This is a genomic window from Fundicoccus sp. Sow4_F4, assembly GCF_052116145.1.
Classification (GTDB): domain Bacteria; phylum Bacillota; class Bacilli; order Lactobacillales; family Aerococcaceae; genus Fundicoccus.
Genome location: NZ_JBQKLQ010000001.1, coordinates 844,037 through 869,335, shown reverse-complemented (window position 1 = coordinate 869,335; position 25,299 = coordinate 844,037). Strand labels below are relative to the sequence as shown.

The window sequence follows — 25,299 nt, the reverse complement described above, 5'->3', positions numbered from 1 at the left end:
ATGATTAGCGATTGGATCCAATTTTAAAAAGTTGTGCTCTCACTAAATTAAAAAAAAGCTTAACAAACTCTCATAAATTGTTTGTTTATGGGAATAGTTTTTCTTCTAAAGCATCGGCCAAAGTTGCCGAAAAATTAATTTTTTTCTTTTCAGCAAGTAGCGCAAGATACTCTGGGATATAAGTATTTTTCTTAATTTTTTTATGATTCATGCGAGAACGAAATTCCATTAAGTTGATGCTCACTAAGACGATTCGATCCGTTGGTTTGAGATCTACGTGGGTGAAATCAAGCGTTGGTTCAGGTAAGTTCGTTTGGTCATAAAGCGCGTTGCCGAGAGTGTTTTGAGCATATTGGAAAGCCTCAGATAAATTATTACCAAATGTAACAGCTCCAGGTATATCTAGAAATTGAACAGTATAAGCACCTTCTTTATCTTTAAAGAAAATTGCAGGGTAAAAAACTTCTGGTTGTGTCATCAGAAAACTCCTTTCATCGATTGATTAAACAGACAATATCTACTCATCTCTAATTCTATCAAAATTAGTAAAATCTTGATAGCCAATTCTTAAAGAATATTTATTGAGATTTAAGTGTGTATTGGTTCTAATTTAAGTGAGAATTCGGTAAAATTGTAAGGATGGCAACTTTTTCTAAGTATAATATGATAGAATTAAATTATGAATAAGTGAGGTTTTTTAATGAAAAATTTACCCATAGGTTTTGTTGATTCAGGAGTTGGTGGCTTAACGGTCGTTAAGCAGAGTTTACGACAACTCCCTAATGAATCAATTATTTATTTAGGAGATAATGCTCGTTGTCCTTATGGACCAAGACCACTTGAAGAAGTCAAACGTTATATCTGGCAATTAACAAATTTCTTGAGAGAAAAAGGCATAAAAATGTTAGTTATAGCCTGTAATACTGGCACAGCAGCTGCTCTAGATGATATCCGAGCCACTTTAGCGATCCCCGTTGTAGGTGTCATTCATCCTGGAAGTCGCGCGGCCATAAAGCAAACGACTAATAATCGGATTGGCATTATTGGAACCCAAGGGACAATTAACAGTGAATTGTATGAAACAGTATTAACTGAAAAAGTAGAACACTTAGATGTGACGAGTGTCGCTTGTCCTGAATTTGTGGAGATTGCTGAAAGTACAGTATATAGTCAAGCTGAAATTGATGAAATCGTTTCAAAGCGAATGAGCGCCTTTGAGGGCACTCAAATCGATACATTAGTTCTTGGCTGTACACATTATCCTTTGTTGAAAGAGGCAATCCAAACAGCAATTGGCCCTCAGGTTCACCTAATCGATTCTGGGAAAGAAACCATCAATGAAGTGAGTACTTTGTTAGATTATTTTAATTTAAGTCGGTCGGCTGAGGATGCAATTGCTGAACCAGCGACACAAGTCTATTACACTACAGGTGAAGTGGAACCCTTCAAGACAATTGCTAGCCAATGGTTAGAAGAGGCTCAACCTAATATCAAAAGTGCTGTTATAAAAGGAGAGATTGTAGTTGAAAGTGATTATAGCCAGTCATAATGCAGGAAAAATCAAGGAATTTAAAGAAATGTTTGCTCCTTTAGCAATGGAAGTCCAATCATTATTGGATTTTCCAGAGTTAGCGGAAGTTGAAGAAACAGGTACGACGTTTGAAGCAAATGCTCGATTAAAAGCAGAACAGATTGCGAAAGAATTAAACTGTATTGCCTTAGCAGATGATTCTGGTCTTGTTGTCCCCGCATTAAATGGTGAACCAGGTATTTATAGTGCTCGCTACTCTGGAGAGCCGAAGGATGATCATCGCAATAATCAAAAATTATTGGCCCGTTTAGCTGAGGTAAATGCAAGCGATCGTTCCGCTTATTTTGTTTCATGTATCGTCGTGGCTCATCCAAATATGGAAAGTTTAGTCGTCGAAGGACGTGCCCACGGAGAAATTCTAGAAGAATTACGTGGTGTTGAAGGCTTTGGTTATGATCCATTGTTCTACGTAGCATCAGAAGATAGCACCTTTGCAGAAATTCCTTTATCTATAAAAAATAAGATTAGTCACCGTGCCAATGCTACGGCACAGTTATTAGACTTATTACCAAGTTGGTTAGAGGAGTTGAAGCAATTATGAGGTTTTTAGTCATGAGTGATAATCATGGACGATGGCAGAAAGTGCAAGAAGTGATTGATGCATTTAAAGATGATGTGGATTATATTTTCCACTGTGGAGATTCAGAATTTCCATCGGATGATCCAATCTGGGAATCTGTTGCACTGGTTGTTTCTGGTAATATGGATTACGATCCACAATATCGAAAAATTGGTAATTTAACGACGGATGAGGGAAAAGTACTTGTGTTACATGGACATCGTCACGGTGTCAATCATTCTAACCAACAAGTGTTAGAATTGGCAAATGAAATAGGGGCGAAATTTGTCTTTCATGGCCATACTCACCGCTTATATGCTGAAGTTAAAGATGACGTTTTGTTATTAAATCCTGGGAGTTTAAATCAATCTCGAGGACCAGTTCCTGAAAAAACTTTTGCTGTCGTGAGTTTATCTCCTGAAGAAATATTGGTTGAATTTTATGATGATAACTTAACTAAATTAACGCGTTTAAGTCAAAGCTTTACTCGCTAGAAAGTAGATGCAAAATGATACATCCAACAATTGAACGTTTTATCTGTTCTGATATGGAACAATTGATGATACCGGCTGACAATGTAGCGAGTGTCATTTCAACACATACTTTGAATCATGGTTTACTGGTTTTGTCTCAAGTGAAGTATTCACTGATACCTGTTTTGTCTCCGAAATCACAATTGGTCGGTCTAATCAGTATGCCTTTAATTATTAATGCAGCTGTTACTTTAGACTCAATAGATATCAATCAATTGGACCAATTAAAGATAGAGGATGTTATGCGCACAGATGTAACGACAATCCATCCAGATACACCATTTGAGTTTATTTTTAGAGAATTAATCGATCATAACTTTGTATGTGTCATTGATCCAGAACGTGACAATAAATTTCTGGGTCTGATTACACGACGAGAAATTCTAAAACGATTCAATCATTTCATTCATAGAATTTCCGGCAACTCTGAAATAACGAAACAAATTGAAACACTACAACATGTCTTGATTAATTAGACAAAAAGACCACCAGGCATTCTTGACAGAATTCTTGGTGGTCTTTTTTTCGATTTAATAGGTTTAAGGTGTAAAAGTACTGATTGGGAATTGAATATCGTTTTCTTGTAAAGCCAAAAAGTATCGTTCATAAAACTCACTATTGAGTTGATATTGTTCGCCATTTAGCACGTAAAAAGTGATGCGATATAAAAAAGTTTGATGTTCGCCCCGGATCATACCTGTTATCGCGGGTTCTTGCGTCAGAGAATCACTAAAATCTTTCTGAATATCATCGGTTGTCTTTTGTACGACGGATTTAAATAAAGACAAATCCATATCGTCGTCTAAAGGTAAATCGATAACGATACGCATTGCTTGTCGACTTTGATTATTGACAATTGCAATATAACTATTCGGTACGAAGTAGGTATCGCCGGTGGCAGCTTTGAGCGTGGTTGTTCGAATCCCGGTGCTAATGATAGTGCCTGTAATCCCTTCTTGCGGAATTTCCACGAGGTCCCCAACTTCAAATTGGTGTTCTAAAATGATAAAGAATCCATTAATTACATCTTTTACAAAATTTTGAGCACCCAAACCAAAAGCAACACCAGCAATCCCAGCACTGGCTACTAAAGTTTCGATTGGAAAGCCAAACAGTTTTAAAATTGCGTAAGCATAGATGAAATATAAAGCGTAATTGGCTGCATTGCGTAATAAATTATTGATTGTTTTCATTCTTTGAGGTGAACTATTTTTAGTAATTACCTTCAATCTTGAATTAAAGCGGTTATCAAAGATCAGGTCAAGTAATTTACTTGCTAAAATAAATAATGCTGTCATAAATATAAAACTCAAGAAAAATGATAAACCATCGACTGCTAATTCATCCCATTCTTGTCTGAGAAATTGATTAATCCATTGTTTCAAACTATTACCCCCTTTTATGTTTTCAAGTTTTAGTTTAAAGTAAATTACCCCTTCTTTTCAAGTTAATCCGTTTAATCGCTAATAATTCAGAATTTTCTTACGATTTTCAAGAAAATTAGTGCTGTTCAAGGCGGCGAGGCTTCCTATTTTGCCTTGAATGTCTAATTTTGAAAGTGAAGACACTATTATTCTTGGTTGACTTACCTAGGATTAGATTATAGAATGTTTTAGGAAAACGATTACAGTTGTTCGAATGTTATTTAAATTCAGGCTTGGAAATCTGAAACGAAGTAATAAACTAGATTATTAGCTTGCTTTCATGCTTAAAATGTACCGTAATGGCGATTACAACTGCATTTAGCGGTAGTCTATAAATTTAATCATTGATTAGAGGAGAGAGTATATGTCGCAAATGATTTTTATAAATGAAGGTCACTATCCAAGTTTCCACTTAACTAACGGTAAGCTTAGTTATATTTTCCATGTATTAGAAAGTACTCAAACGTTGGAACAGTTGTACTATGGGGCTGCCATCAAGCCTAGAGATAATTATGATTATTTAATTGAAAGGGAAGTGCGCCCTTCGAATAATTTATACCAGGACACGCATACTACGTCTTTTGAACATATTAAACAAGAATTTCCTGTTTATGGGACAACAGATTTTCGTTACCCAGCAATCGAAATTGCTTATCCTGATGGGGATCATATTTCACATCTGAGTTATGTCGGTTATACCCAACTGTCGGGTAAGCATGCGTCGAATCTTCAGCCGATGTTACGAGCAGGAGAAGAAGATGCCGCTACATTAATTATTCATTTAAAAGATAACTACTCCCAGGCGGCCATCGATTTACATTATACGATTTATCGGGAGCAAGCTGTTATTGTCAGACGGGTGGTTGTTCACAATCATGGGGAAGAGAGTTTACGCTTAAAGCGTCTTTTGAGTATGTCGATAGACTTTCCGCATGATGATTTTGAGCTGCTTCATTTATATGGCGCATGGGCTCGTGAAACACACTTGGAGCGCAAACCTCTGATAAAAGGTGTGCAAAATTTTTCAAGTACGCGTGGAGCAAGTAGTCATGCCCATAATCCATTCTTGGCTTTAGTTGCGCCAAATACAAGTGAGCACCAAGGGGAAGCTTTTGGCTTCAGTTTAGTTTATAGTGGAAACTTTTTGAGCCAAATAGAAGTGGATACTTATCATGTAACGCGTGTATCAATGGGGATTAATCCTTTCCAATTTGACTGGCATTTAGATACTGGTGAGAGTTTTGAGTCACCAGAAGTTGTCATGGCTTATAGTTCTAAGGGCTTGAACGGGATGAGTCAACAGTTCCACGATATTTATCGTCAACAACTCTTACACAATGAAACACCTTTTGAGAAGGCACCTGTTTTGTTAAATAGTTGGGAAGCAAATTACTTTGATTTTGACGAAGAGAAATTATTAGAACAAGCTCAATTGGCTAAGGATCTTGGTTTTGATTTGTTTGTTTTAGATGACGGTTGGTTTGGAAAACGCGATTCAGACAATGGATCGCTGGGTAATTGGACAACTGATTTAGATAAAATACCACAAGGTATTCGTTCGTTAGCAAGCAATATTCAAGCGATGGGGATTCATTTTGGTCTGTGGTTTGAGCCAGAAATGTTATCTGTAGATACACCTGTTTATCAAGCCCATCCAGAGTGGATTATTGGGCACCCTAATAAGAATATTTCTCACGGGCGTAATCAATTCGTCTTAGATTTCTCCAATCCGGACGTTGTAGCGAATATTTTTGAGCAAATGTCTCAGATTCTTGGCTCAGCTGAAATAGATTATATTAAATGGGATATGAATCGTTATATTTCAGAACCATTTTCTAATTTCTTAAAGAAACATCAACAAGGTGAATTATTTCACCGTTATATTCTAGGCGTTTATGACTTACTCGATAGTATTCGTAAGGCCTTTCCAGCCGTCTTTATTGAAACATGTGCGGGAGGTGGGGGACGTTATGATCCTGCGATGCTTTTCTATGCAAACCAAAATTGGATCAGTGATGACACGGATGCGATAGAACGATTGAAAATTCAGTATGGAGCATCGATGGTGTATCCTATTTCTACGATGGGGAGCCATGTGTCTGAAATACCGAATCATCAAGTAGGACGAATAACAAGCTTGAAGATGCGTAAAGATGTGGCACTTTTTGGAACGTTTGGTTATGAATTAGACATCATGAAGTTGAGTGATGCAGACCGCGAAGAAGTTCGTCAGCAAATCAATCAATTTAATCAATATCAAAGTTTGTTACATCATGGTGATTTTTACCGCTTGAATAGTCCCTTCGAAGCAGGCTTAACAGCTTGGATGGTAGTGAGTAAGGATCAGTCAGAAGCGATTGTCGGAGTTTATCAAAGTCAAGCAAGCGCAAATCCAGCTTATGAGCGGATTCAATTAGCTGGTTTAGCGAGTGATCAAGCCTATGAATTGCTTGAATTGGACCATGAAAGTAAGGATATTCCGGTCCGTTATGGGGATGATTTAATGGCAATTGGTTTGATATTAAATGAAAACTTTACGGGACGTGCCGATGAGTATTGGGGGCGTGAAAAAGCCGGCGAGTATCACAGTCGTGTCTTTTATCTTAAAACCAAAAAAGGATAAGTGAGGGTGCTTATGAGTTTATTAGTATTTGATATCGGTGGTCAAGGAGTTAAACATGCAATTTGGCATGAGTCTAGTTTGCTGGATAAAGGATCTTTTGCGACCCCAGCCAATTGGGATAGTTTAAAGTTAGCAATGAAAGAAGTCCTTGTTATTGCGCAAGAAAAACATGAGATTACGGGTGTTGCCATTAGTAGTCCCGGTAGTGTTGATAGTCAAGCAGGTGTGATTCATGGAATTAGTGCGGTTCAGTACCTCCATGAATTTGAGATTGTAAAGGCGTGGCAAGAATTATTTGAATTACCGGTTTCGATTGAAAATGATGCGAATGCTGCTGCCTTAGCAGAATTAGATTACGGAATTGCGAAAGACTACAAAAATGTTGCATTTATGATAATAGGCTCTGGCATAGGTGGTGCCATTGCGATTAATGGCGAATTAGTGAAGGGTCAGCATTTATTTGCAGGTGAATTAGGTTATATGTTGCTTGATCATGAGAATACATTAAGTAACTTATCAAGTAGCTTACTTCAGATTAACCGTCATAATGCAGCCCATCCTGAGCAGCCTATCGCAAATGGTTTGGAATTATTCTCTTTAGCTGAGGTAGACGATCCAGCTGCCAAAGCGATGGTCAATGAAATCTATGATTCGCTTGCCAGAGGCATTTATAATTTATCCTTGATCATCGATCCTGAATTAGTAGCGATAGGTGGCGGTATTTCTGTCAGACCAGAAATTACACGCGTATTAACTGAGCGCGTCTCTCAGTTGTTAGACAGACAAGGTGCTGCCGACATTAAACCCAATATTCAGGTATGTCAATTCTTTAACGATGCCAATTTAATTGGTGCAGCCGTCCATTTTGAACGAACTTTTTTATCATAGCGGAATTTGAAGCGACGCTTTCTTGCGAGTCTATAAAGGCTGTAGGAGGGCGTTTTTCATTTGGAAAAGTCAGTGTCTTATTGTACCTGTGTTTGATTAGAGAAGATTAAAGTTTGATGAAGTATATATAATTTAATCAAAAGTATATACTTTATTAAAATGATGTGTTATTATCTATTTGTAATCGTTTTCCGAATGAATGAAATTGAAAGGGTGAGGCTATCTTTTAATTTTTGTATACGCACGAGGAGTTGGTTGAAAAATGGAATTGACGAAAGAAACAGTTCAAAAGCAATTGGATGAAAGTATTTTACCTTTTTGGTTGAGTCTTGAGGATAAAGCACAGGGTGGATTTTACGCGAAGGTAGCTGGCGATTTATCGATTGATAAGCAGGCGGATAAGAGCGCAATTTTAATGACACGGTATTTATGGGCATTATCTGCGGCTTACCCCGTGTCAGAGACTAAGGGCTTGTTAGAGGCTGCTGATCAGGTCTACCAATTCATTGTCGATTATTTACTTGATGAAGATCAGCAAGGTTTGTTCTGGTCTGTCACTTATGATGGTCAAGCGAAAGTCACTCAGAAGCATATTTATGTCCAAAGTTTTGCGATTTATGCTTTCAGCGAGTATTACAAAGTTTCCCAGAAAGAAAGTAGTTTAAAATTGGCGATTGACTTATTTAATTTAATCGAATCAAAAGCTTATTTAGCGGACGATAGTGGGTATCATGAAGAATTCACAAGCGACTGGCAGCCACATTCAGCGACACTGATGGGGCCTAAGGGTGAGGCAACATATTATTCAACCAATGCTTTATTGCATTTATTGGAAGCTTATACCAATCTATATCAGGTCTATCCAGACTCTCGTTTATCCAAGCGAATCACACATCTTTTGGCTTTGTTTAAAGAGTATATTGTGTCAGAAGAGGGGCATTGTTACACAGAATTTCATCGTGATTGGACTCCCTTAAATTCAGACATATCTTATGCCCATGATATCGAAACTGCTTGGTTACTTTATCGTAGCCTGGAGGTCTTGGAAAAAACGAATGACTCTGACTATGTGGCACTCGTTCAACGAATCGTTCAATCCGTGCTTGAGGAAGGACTGGATGATCAAGGAATTATTCTTGATCATTATCATTCAGGTCAAAAGAGTCAAATTAAACAATGGTGGAGTTTGGCTGAAAGTGTGATTGGTTTTTATGATGCCTTTAGCCGTACTAAAGAAGTTCAATTTAAACGATTAGCACAAAGCCACTGGGAATTTATCCAAGCACATTTAATGATACCAGGGCAATTGAGTGAATGGTTGCCTCACGTTGATGAAAGTGGGCAAGTTGTCGAGACTAAATCAACAAGTTTATCAGATGGGTGGAAAGGCCCATATCATACAGTCAGAATATATGTTGAAATGTTAGGGCGTTTATCATAAAAAAAAGGAAAGGAGGAAGCAGTTGGATTTTATTAAAGGGATGACTTTTGGTTTTATGAGTCGTCGAGGTGATTTTGAAAAACCAGAAGCGAAAGAATCACTCTTGTTATTAAAAGAGCGACTTGACGCTGATACAATCATTTTAGCACTTGTTGTCGAACAAGAGACTGCCCAATCTACTATGATTAACTGGCAGGCTGACACTGTACTGAGCGATGAAGAAGTCAAGGATATGATTGCTTTTGTTAAAGCACAAGGCCTGAGAGTGATTTTGAAGCCAATGGTGAATGTAAGTGATGGGACTTGGCGCGCTCATATCAATTTTTTCGATATGGATATTCCATGTGAGCCCAAATGGTCAGATTGGTTTAAAAATTATAATGATTACATTGTGCATTATGCGAAACTTGCTGAAGAGACTCAGTGTGAGATGCTTGTGATTGGCTGTGAGTTGGTGAATGCTACCCGACGAAGCCAAGAATGGCGTGAATTAATTGAGTTAGTTAGGCGAGAGTACAATGGTTTAGTGACTTATAATTGCGATAAATATCAAGAAGATCACCTTCAATGGTGGGATGCATTAGATGTTATTTCAAGTTCTGGTTATTATCCGATCGATCAATGGGACCAGCAACTCGATAGAATAGAAACAGTCGTAAAAAAATATGAAAAACCATTTTTCTTTTGTGAAGCGGGATGTCCAAGTCGTTCAGGTAGTCAATATTTGCCTAATGATTGGACTAAAGAAGGAGCGAGTGATCCAACCGCTCAAGCGGACTGGTATCAGGCGATGTTTGAAGCGACAGATAAAAGATCCTGGGTTCAAGGATTTGGGCTGTGGGATTGGAAAACCGTGCTATACCCGATTGTATCAGCAAATGAAAATGATGATTATGCCGTTTATGGAAAAAAAGCAGAAACAATCATTCAAGCATATTATGCTAAAAGTTCAAAATAGAGAGGAAAAAAATTATAATGAAATTATTCAAAAAAGCTACTTTAGTTCTAGGTTCAGCACTAACCTTAGCAGCCGTTGGCGTATTAACTCAGACAACTACTGTACAAGCACAGGAAGGTACAATTACATTTATCAACCACAAAACTGACTGGGAGGGAAATGGTAAATGGGATGAGTATATTGCTGAATTTAATGAGTTGTATCCAGATGTTGAAGTAAAAATCGAAACAATTACGGATTATGCAGGTCAAATTAAAACACGTATGAACACTGAACAATACGGTGACGTGCTAATGCTTCCAGCGGACATTAACCCAGAAGATTTCCACTATTTCTTTGAATCATTGGGCGAAAAAGAAGCTTTATCCGACACATATTTAGGATTAAATGACCGTTCATTTGATGGTGTTCAATACGGTATCCCGACACAATTAAATGCAACAGGAATGGTTGTCAATCGTAAAGTATTTGAAGACGCAGGGATTACTGAATTTCCTAAGACAACAGAAGAATTTATTGAAGCCTTAAAAACAATCAAAGAAAACAATCCAGAAGTGACACCGTTATATACTAACTATGCAGCTGGATGGACGCTATCAAACTGGGATTTTGCTCGCTCAGGTGTTTCAGGTAACCCAGATTTCACAAATGAAATGACTACAGATACAGCACCTTTCGAAGATGGTAAAACAATGAACGAAATTTACCGTTTATTATATGACGTTGCGAACCAAGGATTAATTGAAGCAGATCCAACAACGACAGACTGGGAACAATCTAAAGTAGACTTAGCTAATGGCAAAATAGGTATTATGGTTTTAGGTAGCTGGGCAGTTCCTCAAGTACAAGATGCAAATCCAGAAAATGCTGAACACATCGCTTTCTTCCCATTCCCAATGACAGCTGAGGATGGCAACCAATATTTAGCAGTGGGTGGCGACTATAACTTAGCTATCAATGTTCATAGTGAAAATAAAGAAGCTGCACGTGCTTTCTTAGATTGGTTAATTCAAGACTCTAACTATGCAGAAGAAAATGGCGGAATTTCACCAGTGATCGGTGCTGAAATGCCAGCCTCTCTAGCAAGTGCTGAAGAATCAGGAGTTATTTTATTAGAAGAAAATCCTGCTGAACCTGGAAAAGAAGCGTTATTTAGTCAAATTAATGATTACTCACAATTAGGTGTAGGTTCAACTGATAATGAAAAACAACGCATCATCGATGCTGCGATTGGCAATACAAGCGAAACATTTGAGGACATGATGGCTGAATTCAATGAGCGCTGGGCTGAAGCTATCGAAGCTAACCAATAATATAGGTCTGGTAAAAAGGTAGAATTGTGTAGCGCTCCTAAACGAGCGCTACTATTAATAAAAGGAGTAGCTCATGAAAAAATTTAATGCTAATGCCGAAAAAAAAATACTGATCTTTACTTTTACAATCATACCCCTAGTTTTATTGGTGCTGTTTTCATATTTTCCACTTGTTAAAATGTTTCAATATAGTTTAACTGACTGGAATGGTTACAGTCCTAATCAAAAATTTGTGGGTCTAGATAATTATAAGACGGTTCTAACGAATCCACGTTATTTCTCTGTTTTTAAAACTAGCCTTTATTATTTCTTTGCCACTTTTTTCCAACTAGGCATTGCTTTGTTGTTTGCGACACTTTTATCATTTAAAGTGAAGTTTGCAAATTTTTGGAAAGGTATCTTATTCTTCCCATATCTGTTAAATGGGGTTGCTATTGGATTTATCTTCCTTTATTTCTATAAAGGTGGGGGGACTCTCGATACAATCTTAACTATGATTGGCCTGGAAGACCAAATTCAGTTATGGCTAGGGAATCGGGCAATTAACAATATATCCCTTGCATTTACGTCGGTTTGGCGTTATACAGGCTTCAACTTTCTGATATTCTTGGGGTCAATTCAATCCATTAATCCAGAAATTTATGAAGCAGCTGAAATTGACGGCGCCAACAATTGGCATAAATTTAGATTTATTATTTTGCCAAGTATCAAAAATATTGTCTTTTTAAATATCATTCTAGGTATCTCAGGCTCACTTAGCGTCTTTGATATCCCATATATTATGACCGGAGGATCAAACGGGACTTCGACCTTTGTTATTCAAACAATTGAAACAGCCTTCGAATACAATCGTGTAGGTTTAGCTTCTGCAATGGCGGTTATCCTATTGTTTATTGTCTTATTTGTGACAATCGTCCAAAGATGGTTCCTACGTGAGAAAGGGTGAGAAAATGGAACAAGCTGTCAGTAAAGAATCGATAATAGAAAAATTGTATTTGGGAACGATTTTTAAATATGGTGTTTTAATAATTGGAGCTATTGTAGCTATTCTGCCTGTGTTGGTAGTTTTCATTGGTTCGTTCAAAACAAATGATGAATTTTTAAACAGTGGTGTCCTAGCTTTGCCAGAAACTTGGACCATCGAAAATTATACACGGGCCTTTGTCGAAGGTGACATGTTAGTAGGTTTCAAAAACACGTTGATTATTTTCATTATAAGTATGATTGGAAAATTGCTTTTAGGGGCCATGTTTGCGTATGCGATTCATCGTTTTGATTTTAAATTGAAAAAAGTGATCATGGCTTTATATATGGCTGCGATGTTAATCCCAGGAATTACAAGTCAAGTGGCCACTTTTCAAATCATCAACTCACTTGGTCTCTTCAATACGATGTGGTCAGTGATTATTTTGAGTTTAGGAACGGATGTTATCTCAATTTACATTTTTTTACAATATTTAGATGAAATATCTATTTCGTTAGATGAGTCAGCTATTATTGATGGTGCATCCTACTTTACAGTGTTCAGACGCGTCATTTTGCCGAATTTAAAAGCACCGATGGTAACGATTTTAGTCATCAGTGGTGTGGCTATCTATAATGACTTTTATAATCCTTTCCTGTACATGCCAAGTCGCGAACTTAAGGTGATTTCGACTGCATTATTTGCTTTTAAAGGACCTTATGGCACAAATTGGCCGGTTATATTAGCTGGAGTAGTGATTGTAATTGTACCAATTTTAGTTTTATTCTTATTTTTACAAAAGCATATTTATAATGGTGTCTCAGGTTCAGTGAAAGGATAGTCTCAATGAAAGCAAATATGGTAAAGTGGATAAATTATATTTATCAGATGATTAGTCATTCGGGGCATTTTTGGATCAGAATTTTCACGAAAGGAATTGTCCAAACGTTAATTGGCTTTTATGAAGAAGATTATCCAGAGAAGGTGGTCAAAAAGACACGTTATCAGCAAGCTTTATCAGTTGTTTGGTTGTTACTTTTTATCAATCTTTTTCTAGCGAGCACGCTATACATGAAACTCAACCATCCTTTGATAAACTTTTTTAGCTATATCATATTATTAGTTTTTATTGTGTGTACAGTATTTACTAGTTGGCTGAGTTATGTTCAAGTGATCAGTGATGTTTCGACCGAAGAGGAAGCTTTGCTAACAGCTTTTTATAGCTCTGTCCGTTATTGGACCACTTCATTGAGTTTTTCTCTTTTCATTATCGTGGCGATTATCATAGGCTATAGCAATCTAATTATATTAGTATGCTTATTGCCGGGCTTGTACGTTAAGTTGAGTCAATTGATGATGTCTCGTTACCAAGAGTTGATACAAGACGCTCAGTTACAATTAAAAAATTAAACATAGAGGGGTATATTATGAATTTAGAATTTCCGAAGAATTTTTATTGGGGCGCAGCCACATCTGGCCCACAAAGTGAAGGTCGCTTTAATAAACAACATGCGAATGTCTTCGATTATTGGTATGAAATTGAACCAGAAAGTTTCCACAATCAAGTAGGTCCAGATACAGCCTCAAATTTTTATAATAGTTATAAAGAAGATATTCAATTGATGAAACAAACCGGTTTAAATAGTGTCCGAACATCAATTCAGTGGACTCGCTTAATAGACGATTTTGAAACAGCTTCTTTGAATCAAGATGGTGTAGATTTCTATAATAATGTGATTGATGAGCTGATCGCAAATGGTATTAAACCTTTTATCAACTTACATCATTTTGATTTGCCAGTTGAATTATATGATAAGTATGGCGGTTGGGAATCAAAACATGTTGTAGAATTATTTGTAAAATTTGCAGAACAATGTTTCAAACTATTTGGTGATCGTGTGAGTGAATGGTTTACTCATAATGAACCGATGGTTGTCGTTGACGGTCAATATTTATATCAATTCCACTATCCTAAAGTAGTGGATGGTAAAAAAGCAGTTCAAGTTGCTTATAACCTACAATTAGCTTCTTCAAAAGCAGTTGCTAAATTTAAAGAAGTTAATAAAAATCCTGAAGGACAGATTGGTATCATCCTGAATCTAACGCCATCTTATGCAGCGAGCGAAGATGAAGCAGACCAAGAGGCATCAAGAATTGCGAACTTATGGATTAATCAACTGTTCTTAGATCCTTCTGTTTTAGGAGCTTATCCAGCTGAACTATTAGAACTATTAAGTAATGACGATGTGCTTTTTGACGCTACAGATGAGGAACTGGCTATTATAAAACACAATACCGTTGATATATTAGGTGTTAATTTCTATCATCCTCACCGAGTAAAGCAACCAGATGTGTCACCAGATAGCTTAAGATTTAATTGGATGCCTAATAAGTATTATGAGGATTTTGATATGCCGGGACGTCGTATGAATATTGATCGTGGTTGGGAAATTTATCCTAAAGCCTTGTATGATATTGCTAAGAATATCAAAGATAATTATGGCAATATTACGTGGTTCGTTGCTGAAAACGGCATGGGTGTCTCGAATGAAGAGCTGTTTCAAGATGAACAAGGTGTTGTTCAAGATGATTACCGTATTAACTTTATTAAGGAACATTTGCTAGAGTTACATAGAGGAATAGAAGAAGGCTCTAACTGTGTAGGTTACCATTTATGGACACCAATCGATTGTTGGTCATGGTCAAATGCTTATAAAAACCGCTACGGCTTTATTTCGACTAACATTCATACTCAAGTAAAAACAATTAAGAAGTCAGGTCATTGGTTCAAGACTGTTGCCGATAATAATTGTCTGACATTAGATAACTAGTAAAAGAAGAGGGATAGCATGTTAAAAACAGTCGCATTAGAAAATTGGGGAGACTATCAGTCCAGTGATTTAAAACCAGCAGACTTTGATGAATTCTGGAAAAAGGGGAAAAAAGAGGTAGAAGATTTAGGAGTAAACTATCAACTAGTTCAGCACGAGATATATTCCAGCATTGCCGAAGGCTTTGATCTTTACTTTGAAGGTGTCAATGGGGCTAGGATACATGCCCAGATAGTTCGGCCAAAGAATATTCAAAAGAAAATGCCTGTATTATTTCAATTCCATGGTTACCATAGTAATGCTGGCGATTGGGGCGATAAAATCGCCTATGCTGCCGAAGGCATCTTAACTGTTACTTTAAATGTTAGGGGTCAGGGTGGGCCTTCTGAAGACACGACAGTTAGTCGCGGAAATTCTTTAAAGGGTCACATTATTCGTGGGCTTAAGGAAGGACCTGATAATCTCTTCTTCCGTCAAGTTTACTTAGACATCTATCAACTAACTAGAATTGTCACACACATGCCAATGGTGGATACTGATAATTTATATGCTTATGGTGCTTCACAAGGTGGTGCTTTAGCATTAATCTCTAGTTACTTTGAAAAAAGAATTCAAACGGTCTTTACACTCTATCCCTTCTTAAGTAACTTTCGTGAAGCTTATCGTTTAGATGTTGAACAATCAGCTTATGAAGAGTTAGCTTACTGGTTTCGATTCAATGACCCACAGCATAAGCATGAAGAATATTTTTTCAATACGCTTGACTATATAGACTTACAATTTTTCGTCTCAGATTTAAAAGCAAATGTATTGTGGGGGATTGGACTTGAAGACCGAGTTTGTCACCCCAAATTACAATTCGGCGTCTATAACAAGATTACGACTGATAAAGAACTGTTGTTTTTCCCAGAGTTCGGCCATGAATATATACCTGATTTCTCAGATTTCATGAGAAAAGATATATACTTATCACTTAACGAGAAAAAACCAAGCGAACAGGCTTAAATTATGCTAAAGTAGAAGTGTTAGCTCGCAAGAAATTTTGTTATTAAGATAAAAGGGAGGGTATTTATGCCTAAGTATACGTATATTGCGAATGAACTAAGAAAACAAATATTATCTGGGGAATATGTACCAAATCAACAACTCCCTCTGGAAAAAGAATTGTGTGAACGATTCGAAGTTAGTAAAATGACCATGAAGAAAGCATTAGACATTCTTGTGAGTGAGGGACTAATTATCAAGCGAAGAGGTTATGGTACTTTTGTTAAAGACCTTAGCCAAGTTGAGATTCAACGTTTAATGATGTCGCGTCAGTTTATGGGGACCTCTGCTTTGTATGAAGAGGGAGCAGTTCATAGTAAGGTTCTTAACTTCACCGTGGATGTCGCTACTGAACATGTTTCGAATAGCTTAAATATTGAAAAAGATAGTTTTGTCTACCATATTCATCGGGTCAGATTTCTGAACGGAAAGCCACTGGCCATTGAAAAGACTTATATGCCGATTGATGTGATCCCAGGTTTAAAGCTAGAGAATGTCAACGGTTCAATCTATGAGTATATTGAATCTACTCTTAATGCCAGTATTCAAAGCGCACACCGCAAAATAACGGTTAGAAAGTCAAATGATTTTGAAGCGGAAGAACTTGCCCTTGAACAGGGAGATCCAGTTGCGATCGTCGAACAAACTGGTTATTTAAATACGGGAGAACTGTTTGAATATTCCATTTCTACTCATAAGTATGACGAATTTCAAGTTGAATTTGTTTTAACTAGAGCTTGATGAATTTTCGAACACCTAGTAAGCTACCTCGTTTCACGGAAATGTGTCGCGAGGTATTTTGTTATTAATTTTATTTACAGCAATATACTTTTGTCAATAGAGCGATAATGTTTGTGATAATTTAATTAAAATGGTATATTTATAACATGAAAACAGTAAAGGAGTGATTTTCTAGCATGAGTATCGGAGAAATTGCAGGCTTGATTGCGGCGCTTGCGTTTGCTGTTTTAGTTGGGTTTATTAGTATTAATCTTTCGAGGCTGTCCACGATTATGAAAGAAATTCGTGATACTGTCCAAAGATTGAATTCAACCATCGATATTGTAACAAAAGATGTAGATAATTTATCGATTGAGGTTGAAGGACTTCTAAACAAGGCTAACACATTGGTAGACGACGTAAATGGTAAACTGAGTAAGACTGACCCATTGTTTACAGCAATTGGTGATTTAGGTGTCACTGTTTCAGATGTAAATAGTTCAACCAAACAGTTGACCTCTAATTTACTGAGTGGCGCAAGTAAAAAGAAAACCTCACCACTGGAACGTTTTATTAAGTCGACGCGATCTAAGCCAAAAGCGCAGACGAAAGTAGCAACGCCCAATCAGTCATTTGCAGAAACTACAGTCAATCTTTCAGAAGTAGATTCTGAATCAGAACTTGTATCATTAACAAAAACAAAGCCATCTTCAACAGCTGGTGAAATTAATCTAAAGTAGTTATAGAAAGGAATGTTGAAAGTGAGAAAAGATAACAATAGTGGATTTTTCTTAGGAGCACTTTTTGGAGCAGCCATTGCAGGAGCAACCGCGCTTTTATACGCACCAAAATCAGGTAAAGAATTAAGAGATGACATACAAGATGAGTTAGACCAATTACTAGATCGTGCCTCAGAGTATTCTGATTATGCAGTTGAACGTGGTGTAGAAATGTATGACGCAGCAGCAGAAGCAACTGAAGATATCAAAGTTAATTTGAAAGATTCAGCGAATCAGTTTAAAACTCAAGTGAACGATTTATCTAAAGAAGCGTCTCAAGAGTGGAGTAAAGTAAAAAGCGAACTAGAGCAATCTAAACATAAAATTAAAGACGATGCTGGTAATTTAGCTGATACTGTAGCTGATGAAGCGACACATTTAGCTGAAGAAACTAAAGATGCAGTTGACGAAGTAAAAGATAAAGCGTAATATAGAACTCTTATGATTAATCGTTGAAGGCAGGTTTTTCAGCGATTAATCATTTTTTATCCGTTGAGTACGATTTCATGAAAAATTCTTGAATGAACAACTCTTCACAAATACCAGAGTGAGAGATTCACCAAATGATAGTGTGTGTGTTAATAACAAAAAACTATCTTTTTCTATTAAAATATTTATCATACTTTTTAAAATTGCATAAAGACTTTGAAAATACTCTTTTTCAAACAATCGTTGGTAATAAAATGTTTAAATGTAATTAAAACGCTTGCAAAATGTAAATCGCTATGATAGATTATGTGTGAATATATGATTTTCTGAAAGCGAGGATTTTTTTATGGAGAAGCAAACCATCACAATTTATGATGTTGCAAGAGAAGCTGGCGTTTCTATGGCAACTGTCTCACGTGTAGTGAATGGTAACCCAAATGTGAAGCCAAGCACACGCAAAAAAGTGTCAGAGGTAATCGATCGATTAGATTATCGACCTAACGCTGTTGCACGTGGATTAGCAAGTAAAAAAACTACTACAGTTGGAGTTATTATACCTAACGTAACAAACTTATTCTTTTCATCATTGGCCAGAGGTATCGATGATATTGCCTCAATGTATAAATATAACATCATTTTAGCTAACTCTGATGAAAACTCAGAGAAAGAGCTACAAGTGTTTAATACACTTTTATCTAAGCAAGTTGATGGCATTATCTACATGGGGAACAATATTAGTGATAGCATAAAAAAAGAAGTTCAAAGAACGAATACACCTGTTGTTTTTGCAGGGACTGTTTTATTAGAGGATGATTTCTTTACAGTTAATATTGATTACCGTGAAGCTGCAAAAGAGGTTGTTGAAGACCTTCTAGAGCGCAGAAGTCGCGTTGCTTTAGTAACAGGACCTAATGAAGATGTGATTAACCGTAGTTTCCGTAATGTAGGTTACCTAGAAGCATTAAAGAAACATGGTTTAGATTTAGACGAAGAGTTACTTTTCCAAAAATCTTATTCATATAAAGATGGCGAAAAAATTGTTGATCAGTTATTAGATGCAGATGCTACAGCAGCTTTTGTTTCACAAGATGAAGTGGCAGTAGGCATATTAAATGCTTTACAAGACCGCGGAATTAAAGTTCCTGAGGAATTTGAAGTGGTAGCAAGTAATAACTCACCAATCACTCAATATGTTCGTCCTGAATTAACAAGTATTCAATTCCCGCTTTATGATGTTGGTGCGGTTGCAATGCGACTATTAACTAAAATTATGAACAGTGAAGACATTGATGAAAAACAAATTATTTTACCTCATAAAGTTCTTAAACGAGGAACGACAAAATAAGAAGGATGCGATAACATTGAAAAACTCTTTAAGAAAACTGCAAGTATATTTTTCCCTTGCCGTAATACTATACCAAGCTTTTCAATTAGTGAAGTCACTTCAACGTCAAACTCATGATAACTAACATTATGATATCAAGTCAGTCACTTGTATAAGTGGCTGGCTTTTTTTGAACTGATATTTTTTCAAGTGATTTATCTAGATGAACTGCATAGGGTGATTATGGATTATTTGAATGGATGTCTCTAAGGTGTCGATGACTTCAAATAAATCGTCTAATTTATAAAAAGCAAATGATTAAACGATGGGGGAAAGAGGAAATCAAAAAATCCTACTCCAAAATAGGAAAAAGAAAAAATTAAGTTTAATAATTGATAACTTAGGTTGAGAGATGTCTTTTAATCGCTGGATAGGCAATATGAGCAGACTTTGTACATAATGGAGCTGTAGGGTGTTTTGTTTTACTGAAGAGCTTAGGCACTATTTATAGTGAATTTGAGGTGCTTCAATACGACATAGTGGTTGCAATAGCTAAAGAAGCCGTAGGTTCATTCATTTAATCCAAAAGAATGAAACCATAGGAGCATATACTGTGAAATAGAATAGGCAGAAGAGTCAATACAATTGGCGAGCATTCTAGTGTTTTAGGAGCATTAAGGCACATCCGAATAAAGCTGCTCAGATTAAATAGAGTAGGAGAATATTATTGGGTAATTTAAAGAACTAGAGAGTATAAAAACGAGCGTCACTGTCAAAACTTTAGTTTTGACAGTGACGCTCGTTTAACTATAAAATTTGTTAACTCTTTACATTACTCGCAAGAAAACAGTTATTCAGCAGGAGGCGTTTCCTCAGGGGATGATTCTTCAGGTGGCGTTTCACTTGTTTCATCACCAGAATTCTCTTCGGCTTCACTAGAGCTTGAACTAGATGAGCTTTGTTGTTGCTGTTGTTGTCTTTGTTGATCAGCCACTTGAGCGTATTGTGCCCAGAATGTTTGATGATCCGTATCTGCCGCATTAAACATAAAGTTAAAGCTTAGAGTTGGAGCCGGATTCGATTTTTTAAATAAATCTTCATAGGTTGGTGAAGTCACTTGATAAGTTCGGTTATTTATCTGAACACTGCCTGATAGAGTTCCAGTAGTCTCTAAGACTGCTTGACTTTGTACCGAATCAGGCTGTGTAAAGCTTTGCTCAATGCCGAATATATCAGGACGCAAGGCATAAAGTTCATTAACGACATTGCCCCAATAAGTTTGGCTACGAACAGCTTCACGGTCAAAACCGTCATTTAAATCAAAGACATACTCTGCATATTGATTATCGTAACCAATCCATGAACCAATTGTAATCGCCGGTGTTGATCCAATAAACCAAATATCTTTGGAGTTTTCACTGATACCGGATTTAGAAATCCAATCCCCACCAAAGTTTTTAACACCACCAGCTGTTTGCCCAGAACCACCATCCATTGTATCTCTTAACATATCGACCATTAAGTAGTTCGAATCTTCAGAAAACACTTGAACAGATTGTTCATTTTGTTGGAAGACAACATTTCCAAAAGTATCTTCAATACGTTCGATGAAGTAACCATCGACATATTGACCGTTATTAGCGAAAGTTGAAAATGCACGTGTTTGTTCAAAAACAGTCGGTCCAGTACCCACTCCACCTAAGGCGAACGATAGGTATTGAGTTTCTGTTTCAGTATAAGAATCAACGGTATTGAAGCCCATTTTTTCTAAATAATTAATAATCGGCACTTTACGGTTGATTAATTGATCATAAATTCGAATGGTAGGAATGTTGTCCGATTTCATTAAGGCAGTTCGAGCAGAATAATAAGTTCCACTAATCACTTCGCCATAGTTGGTAGGACGGTATTCACTCCCATCGCTTAGTGTCTGAACAAACTCTGTATCAGGGATAATCGTTGAAGGGTTAATTAAATTTTCTTCAATCGCTGGTCCATAAACAGCAAGTGGTTTGATTGTTGAGCCAGGAGAACGTCGCATATTGAATGCATGATCAATTTGATTATTCTCAAAGTCTGTACCAGAAACAAAACCAAGTACCTTACCAGTCTTATTATCGATGACAACAATTCCTGTTTGAACACTTTCGATATAGTATGTTTCCGCTCCTGTTTCGGGATCTATGAAGATACCATCATAGGTTGCTCCTAATTGGTCATCATAGGCTGCAGCGGATACTTGTAAATGATCGTAGATTTCTTTGTCGATGGTTGTATACACTTTATAACCACCAGTTCTCAATTGTTCCTCTGCAGCAAAATAATATTCGTTATACCAGTCAACGTCTTCATAAATAGTTTTCCAATCGTAACCATCTTCTCTAATGTTAAGTAACATTAACTGTTCAATCGCACCATTCATCATTGCTTGGTATAAGTAAGATTGTCTTTGCTCATCGCGTGTTTCTTGCGGCAAGAAGTCTTGAGTAATGTCATACGCAATTGCACTGTCATATTCTTCTTTGCTGATCTTTTCCTCACGATACATGCGGTAGAGCACTTCTTGCATTCGATTGATACCGGATTCGAAATCATCAACTAGAGCGCCTAATTGATCGTAAGGTGTGTAATTATAGGGGTCTTGAGGTAAGCCAACTAAAAATGCCGCCTGATTTAACGTGACATCAGTTGGTTTCACTCCAAATATACCCTCAGCAGCTTTCATAATACCAGCCACGTTGTCTCCATTATTATTGCGTCCAAATGGTGAAACGTTAAGGTAAGCCATCAAAATTTGATCCTTAGTAAAGTAATTCTCTAATCGTAGGGCTAATAATATTTCGTTAGCTTTACGGAAGAAGGTTACATCCGGGCTTAAGAGTTGCTGTTTAACCAATTGTTGGGTAAGAGTAGAACCACCGGAACCATCATCGGTCAAAATGGATTCAATGACCGCTCGAAAAATTGCTTTAGGCATAACGCCAGGGTGATTATAAAAATCTTCATCCTCAGTCGCAATCAAACCGTCTATGATATAAGGTGAAATCTCATCGATATTCGTAATCGTTCTAACAACATCTGCACGGATATTTGCGATAGGTTCACCATTCGCATAATATAAGGTACTTTGTTGTTCGAGACGATTGATTGCTGTCGCCATCTCTTCAGAAGAAGGAGGGGGCGTTTTAGAAACGAGATTAGCAAAATAACCAAAACCTACTCCACCTGCCATGGCACCACCTAAAATACCGATTAGAATAATATATAAACCGATTCGTTTAATAACGTTAAAGGCAATATTAATACCAAAGAAAATTCTTTCTTTAGTAGATAAACTAGCAAGTGAATAAATTTCTTTTTTTATTTTTTTATCTTTTCGTTTATAAATAGGGATTGATTCAGACAATAAATTTGCTTCAACTTCAGCAGCTAATTCTTTGTCAATTTTCGTTGAATTGACAGGTTCATGGATAACTGTAAAATGTGTATCCTCTGATTCAGCAGCTTCAACGCTCACTTCAGTTAAATCAAGTGTTGAACCTTTAGAGCTGTTAGCTATCTTATCTGATACAAGCAAAGATCCGGTCACTAGCTTGCTTTGCTTGTTGTGATCATCAGTTTCAAGTCCTTCTGCTAATTCATCAACAGAGCCATCGGTTTCGTTGGTGAAATTCTGATGCTCTTCGTTAAAGACTAATGCGTCATCATCAATAAACGAATTTACTTCAATATTATCATCAACTTCTGCAGCTATTGGTGCAAGGATTGTGTTAGACCACTCGTCTTCAGTCAATGACTGTTCAGTAAGAGTGACGTCAATTACCTCGTCCTCAAGATAGACTTTTGGAATCACAGTAGCTTCTTCGGTTTCTAAATCTTTAGTTTTAATGGATGGTGTGTTTGGAGTGGATTGCTTTTCTAAACTTGTATTTGAATCGACTTCCAACTCAAACTCATCCAACATCTGATTATCTGTTATGTCTTCGACTTCATAAAAACTTTCTGATTCAACAGGCGTTTCAAGCAGAGCCTCTTCAAACTCATGTTCTGAAATCTCCTGAACGATTTCATCAGATGATTCAAAATGATTAAAGTTTTTATCTAAATTAATAGTTTCTTCGGATTCAGAAGAAGTGCTTTCCAATGACTTGATAGAATTGTCAGCATTAAAAGCATCAGGGTGTTGACTTGCTTCATCAAGAACTGCATCAGCAGCTTGAACAGTATCTTCTCTGCCTAAATTAGAGGCTACAAGCGTGGAAGATGAATCCACGGATTTATCTTTACCGGGTGTTGATGTGTCTTTTTCAATAGTTTTTTTATTGTAGTCCTTTAGCCACTCAGTGTAGCTTTGCTTATACGTTTTTTCAACTTCCTCAGAGCTAGTCATTTGTTCTAATTCTTGAACTCTTAAACGACGGCGTCTTTCGCGTTCTTTTCTTATCTCTTCTGGAGATGGGAGGTCACTTGATAAACGTCGACGTGTTTGTGCTTCTTTAAACTGATGAGCAGGAGAATCAGACGAAATTGTGTTAGAAACATATTCTTGTATAGGTGCCTTCTCAGAGTGACTTAAAGGAGAGTAAGACTCTTGATCTTTTTCAATAACTGGCTTTTGAGAATCAAAATAATCTTTATCTAAAGTAAGTTCGTTCTCAACTCGTTTCTTAATGAAAGACTCTTTATTGCTTGTAGCGTCTTCTTTTGAAAAATCTCGTATACCTTCAGTCGTATAATTTTCTAGCTTCGAAGAAGGTGATTCTAAGGAAAGCCCATGTGAATCTAACAAGGATTGATCAGTTAGATCATTTTCGCTAGAAGTCTTTTTGAAAGGACTGAAGCGTTGATACCAACTAGTTGGTTGATCTGTTTCATCTGAAGCTGAAGCAGTAGGAGACAGTGGAACATCCACAGGCTCATCTATTTCGGCTGTCTCATTCACAGTTGGATTAAATAATGAAGATTCCTTTTCGTTAGGCTCATGTTGAATCGTTTCAAAGTCTGGGTCAGTATTGAAACGGTCTAATCCATCAGCAGTGGTAGTAGTGTCTTTTTCGAAAGGTGAGTCTTCTCCTGTATTTGCTTTGAATAGTTTCTTAAACAAGCTGACACCTGTGACACTGCGTGAGTTATCTGAATCCGCTTGACTTATCAAGGAGTCAGTTGCTTGTGGTTCATCAGCCGGACGACCTTCTTCGATATCATGCTGACTCTTGATTCCATCAAACGTTTCACCATGGTCAGTTGTACTTTGACGGAAACGTTTAAACCATTTGGGAGTCGTCTCTTGTGAATCAGACGCTACGCCCTCATCAAGTGAAGGGACAGTTGCTTGTGCATGAGTCGTGTCTTCTTTCTTAAAAGTAGCACCACGTTGCTTCAATATTTCATTGACTTCAGATTTATAGGGATTAGCAACAGGCGGCTCGTAGTTGTCAAAATCAGCAAATAAAGATCTGACCTTGCGAATCGAGCGATCAAGCATAACTGAAGATTTTGCCGCATCTTGTTGAATAAAATCGTCGCTTTCACGATTATCATCCACAGGAAGGAGAGACTCCCTTGGAGACTCATCACTTTCTGGTGTTAGGCGAAGTTTTTCATCGATTTCGACTTGCTCCTGTTTAGCTTGTTCGAAGCTCGCTTCTTGTTTTTCCTTAAAATTATCGTAAAACCCATCCCATTTTGATGGGCTATCTTTATTGGTTGAGTCCTCTAAAGCTGACTCATTTTTGGGCGATGAATGACGATCAGTGTCTTCATCGATGGGCAGATCAAAGGAAACGTCATAAAAAGAATCATCTTGATCATCATGAAATTCATCTTGTTTATTAAAATCTTTTGAAGTATATTTCTTAGTCATTCATTCACCTCCTTA

Annotated in this window: 21 protein-coding genes; 18 read left to right on the top strand and 3 right to left on the bottom strand. The window is 37.0% G+C overall.

Annotation, left to right across the window (positions count from 1 at the left end; genetic code table 11):
• Positions 1-85: 85 nt before the first annotated feature.
• Positions 86-478, bottom strand: coding sequence for a type II toxin-antitoxin system HicB family antitoxin (locus ACTQ5J_RS03920; RefSeq protein ID WP_441750698.1), 393 nt, complete (start codon positions 476-478; stop codon positions 86-88).
• 222 nt (positions 479-700) lie between these two features.
• Between ACTQ5J_RS03920 and racE the strand changes: the two genes are divergently transcribed.
• The 4 genes from racE to cbpB are packed head-to-tail and all read left to right on the top strand — an operon-like array spanning position 701 to position 3,159.
• Positions 701-1,549, top strand: coding sequence for a glutamate racemase (gene racE, locus ACTQ5J_RS03915; RefSeq protein ID WP_441750697.1), 849 nt, complete (start codon positions 701-703; stop codon positions 1,547-1,549).
• A complete protein-coding gene (locus ACTQ5J_RS03910) occupies positions 1,530-2,132 on the top strand; it encodes an XTP/dITP diphosphatase (RefSeq protein ID WP_441750791.1) in 603 nt (200 codons plus the stop codon). Before racE ends, ACTQ5J_RS03910 begins: the two co-directional genes overlap by 20 nt.
• On the top strand, positions 2,129-2,644 hold the full coding sequence (locus ACTQ5J_RS03905; RefSeq protein ID WP_441750696.1) for a YfcE family phosphodiesterase: 516 nt from the start codon (positions 2,129-2,131) through the stop codon (positions 2,642-2,644). Before ACTQ5J_RS03910 ends, ACTQ5J_RS03905 begins: the two co-directional genes overlap by 4 nt.
• Before the next feature lie 14 nt (positions 2,645-2,658).
• A complete protein-coding gene (gene cbpB / locus ACTQ5J_RS03900; RefSeq protein WP_441750695.1) occupies positions 2,659-3,159 on the top strand; it encodes a cyclic-di-AMP-binding protein CbpB in 501 nt (166 codons plus the stop codon).
• A 63-nt stretch (positions 3,160-3,222) separates the two neighbouring features.
• Here cbpB and ACTQ5J_RS03895 read toward each other — a convergent pair whose 3' ends face one another.
• Positions 3,223-4,068, bottom strand: a complete 846-nt coding sequence (locus tag ACTQ5J_RS03895; RefSeq protein ID WP_441750694.1) for a mechanosensitive ion channel family protein — start codon at positions 4,066-4,068, stop codon at positions 3,223-3,225.
• Between the two features lie 412 nt (positions 4,069-4,480).
• Between ACTQ5J_RS03895 and ACTQ5J_RS03890 the strand changes: the two genes are divergently transcribed.
• From ACTQ5J_RS03890 to ccpA, 14 genes are all read left to right on the top strand, one after another.
• Positions 4,481-6,730: an alpha-galactosidase gene (locus ACTQ5J_RS03890; protein ID WP_441750789.1), complete on the top strand. Its 2,250-nt coding sequence runs from the start codon at positions 4,481-4,483 to the stop codon at positions 6,728-6,730.
• 12 nt (positions 6,731-6,742) lie between these two features.
• Complete coding sequence (locus tag ACTQ5J_RS03885) at positions 6,743-7,618, top strand: ROK family protein (protein ID WP_441750693.1); 876 nt, start codon at positions 6,743-6,745, stop codon at positions 7,616-7,618.
• Between the two features lie 262 nt (positions 7,619-7,880).
• Entirely contained in the window at positions 7,881-9,059 is a 1,179-nt protein-coding gene (locus ACTQ5J_RS03880) for an AGE family epimerase/isomerase (RefSeq protein WP_441750692.1), read from the top strand.
• A 22-nt stretch (positions 9,060-9,081) separates the two neighbouring features.
• Complete coding sequence (locus ACTQ5J_RS03875) at positions 9,082-10,017, top strand: glycoside hydrolase family 113 (protein ID WP_441750691.1); 936 nt, start codon at positions 9,082-9,084, stop codon at positions 10,015-10,017.
• A 17-nt stretch (positions 10,018-10,034) separates the two neighbouring features.
• Positions 10,035-11,330 (top strand): ABC transporter substrate-binding protein, encoded by a 1,296-nt coding sequence (locus ACTQ5J_RS03870; RefSeq protein WP_441750690.1) that lies wholly within the window; start codon positions 10,035-10,037, stop codon positions 11,328-11,330.
• A gap of 73 nt (positions 11,331-11,403) precedes the next feature.
• Positions 11,404-12,276: a carbohydrate ABC transporter permease gene (locus ACTQ5J_RS03865; protein WP_441750689.1), complete on the top strand. Its 873-nt coding sequence runs from the start codon at positions 11,404-11,406 to the stop codon at positions 12,274-12,276.
• Positions 12,277-12,280: 4 nt separating this feature from the next.
• Positions 12,281-13,135 (top strand): carbohydrate ABC transporter permease, encoded by an 855-nt coding sequence (locus ACTQ5J_RS03860; protein ID WP_441750688.1) that lies wholly within the window; start codon positions 12,281-12,283, stop codon positions 13,133-13,135.
• Between the two features lie 5 nt (positions 13,136-13,140).
• Entirely contained in the window at positions 13,141-13,704 is a 564-nt protein-coding gene (locus ACTQ5J_RS03855) for a hypothetical protein (protein WP_441750687.1), read from the top strand.
• A 17-nt stretch (positions 13,705-13,721) separates the two neighbouring features.
• Positions 13,722-15,125 (top strand): glycoside hydrolase family 1 protein, encoded by a 1,404-nt coding sequence (locus ACTQ5J_RS03850; protein ID WP_441750686.1) that lies wholly within the window; start codon positions 13,722-13,724, stop codon positions 15,123-15,125.
• 18 nt (positions 15,126-15,143) lie between these two features.
• On the top strand, positions 15,144-16,130 hold the full coding sequence (locus tag ACTQ5J_RS03845; RefSeq protein ID WP_441750685.1) for an acetylxylan esterase: 987 nt from the start codon (positions 15,144-15,146) through the stop codon (positions 16,128-16,130).
• A gap of 66 nt (positions 16,131-16,196) precedes the next feature.
• Positions 16,197-16,910 carry a GntR family transcriptional regulator gene (locus tag ACTQ5J_RS03840; RefSeq protein WP_441750684.1) on the top strand — a complete coding sequence of 238 codons (714 nt, stop codon included), beginning with the start codon at positions 16,197-16,199 and terminating at the stop codon, positions 16,908-16,910.
• 176 nt (positions 16,911-17,086) lie between these two features.
• Positions 17,087-17,629, top strand: a complete 543-nt coding sequence (locus tag ACTQ5J_RS03835; RefSeq protein ID WP_441750683.1) for a DUF948 domain-containing protein — start codon at positions 17,087-17,089, stop codon at positions 17,627-17,629.
• A 21-nt stretch (positions 17,630-17,650) separates the two neighbouring features.
• The gene (locus tag ACTQ5J_RS03830; RefSeq protein WP_441750682.1) at positions 17,651-18,097 is read left to right on the top strand and encodes a YtxH domain-containing protein; all 447 of its coding nucleotides are present in this window, start codon (positions 17,651-17,653) and stop codon (positions 18,095-18,097) included.
• A gap of 346 nt (positions 18,098-18,443) precedes the next feature.
• Complete coding sequence (gene ccpA / locus ACTQ5J_RS03825) at positions 18,444-19,442, top strand: catabolite control protein A (protein WP_441750681.1); 999 nt, start codon at positions 18,444-18,446, stop codon at positions 19,440-19,442.
• Between the two features lie 829 nt (positions 19,443-20,271).
• Here the strand turns inward: ccpA and ACTQ5J_RS03820 are convergent.
• Complete coding sequence (locus tag ACTQ5J_RS03820) at positions 20,272-25,284, bottom strand: transglycosylase domain-containing protein (protein ID WP_441750680.1); 5,013 nt, start codon at positions 25,282-25,284, stop codon at positions 20,272-20,274.
• Between the last annotated feature and the right edge of the window lie 15 nt (positions 25,285-25,299).

Excerpts from the sequence above, each read along its gene's own strand:
- ACTQ5J_RS03920 (WP_441750698.1), bottom strand. The coding sequence starts at position 478 with ATGACACAACCAGAAGTTTTTTACCCTGCAATTTTCTTTAAAGATAAA.
- racE (WP_441750697.1), top strand. The coding sequence starts at position 701 with ATGAAAAATTTACCCATAGGTTTTGTTGATTCAGGAGTTGGTGGCTTA.
- ACTQ5J_RS03905 (WP_441750696.1), top strand. The coding sequence starts at position 2,129 with ATGAGGTTTTTAGTCATGAGTGATAATCATGGACGATGGCAGAAAGTG.
- cbpB (WP_441750695.1), top strand. The coding sequence starts at position 2,659 with ATGATACATCCAACAATTGAACGTTTTATCTGTTCTGATATGGAACAA.
- ACTQ5J_RS03890 (WP_441750789.1), top strand. The coding sequence starts at position 4,481 with ATGATTTTTATAAATGAAGGTCACTATCCAAGTTTCCACTTAACTAAC.
- ACTQ5J_RS03885 (WP_441750693.1), top strand. The coding sequence starts at position 6,743 with ATGAGTTTATTAGTATTTGATATCGGTGGTCAAGGAGTTAAACATGCA.
- ACTQ5J_RS03880 (WP_441750692.1), top strand. The coding sequence starts at position 7,881 with ATGGAATTGACGAAAGAAACAGTTCAAAAGCAATTGGATGAAAGTATT.
- ACTQ5J_RS03870 (WP_441750690.1), top strand. The coding sequence starts at position 10,035 with ATGAAATTATTCAAAAAAGCTACTTTAGTTCTAGGTTCAGCACTAACC.
- ACTQ5J_RS03865 (WP_441750689.1), top strand. The coding sequence starts at position 11,404 with ATGAAAAAATTTAATGCTAATGCCGAAAAAAAAATACTGATCTTTACT.
- ACTQ5J_RS03860 (WP_441750688.1), top strand. The coding sequence starts at position 12,281 with ATGGAACAAGCTGTCAGTAAAGAATCGATAATAGAAAAATTGTATTTG.
- ACTQ5J_RS03855 (WP_441750687.1), top strand. The coding sequence starts at position 13,141 with ATGAAAGCAAATATGGTAAAGTGGATAAATTATATTTATCAGATGATT.
- ACTQ5J_RS03850 (WP_441750686.1), top strand. The coding sequence starts at position 13,722 with ATGAATTTAGAATTTCCGAAGAATTTTTATTGGGGCGCAGCCACATCT.
- ACTQ5J_RS03845 (WP_441750685.1), top strand. The coding sequence starts at position 15,144 with ATGTTAAAAACAGTCGCATTAGAAAATTGGGGAGACTATCAGTCCAGT.
- ACTQ5J_RS03840 (WP_441750684.1), top strand. The coding sequence starts at position 16,197 with ATGCCTAAGTATACGTATATTGCGAATGAACTAAGAAAACAAATATTA.
- ACTQ5J_RS03835 (WP_441750683.1), top strand. The coding sequence starts at position 17,087 with ATGAGTATCGGAGAAATTGCAGGCTTGATTGCGGCGCTTGCGTTTGCT.
- ccpA (WP_441750681.1), top strand. The coding sequence starts at position 18,444 with ATGGAGAAGCAAACCATCACAATTTATGATGTTGCAAGAGAAGCTGGC.
- ACTQ5J_RS03820 (WP_441750680.1), bottom strand. The coding sequence starts at position 25,284 with ATGACTAAGAAATATACTTCAAAAGATTTTAATAAACAAGATGAATTT.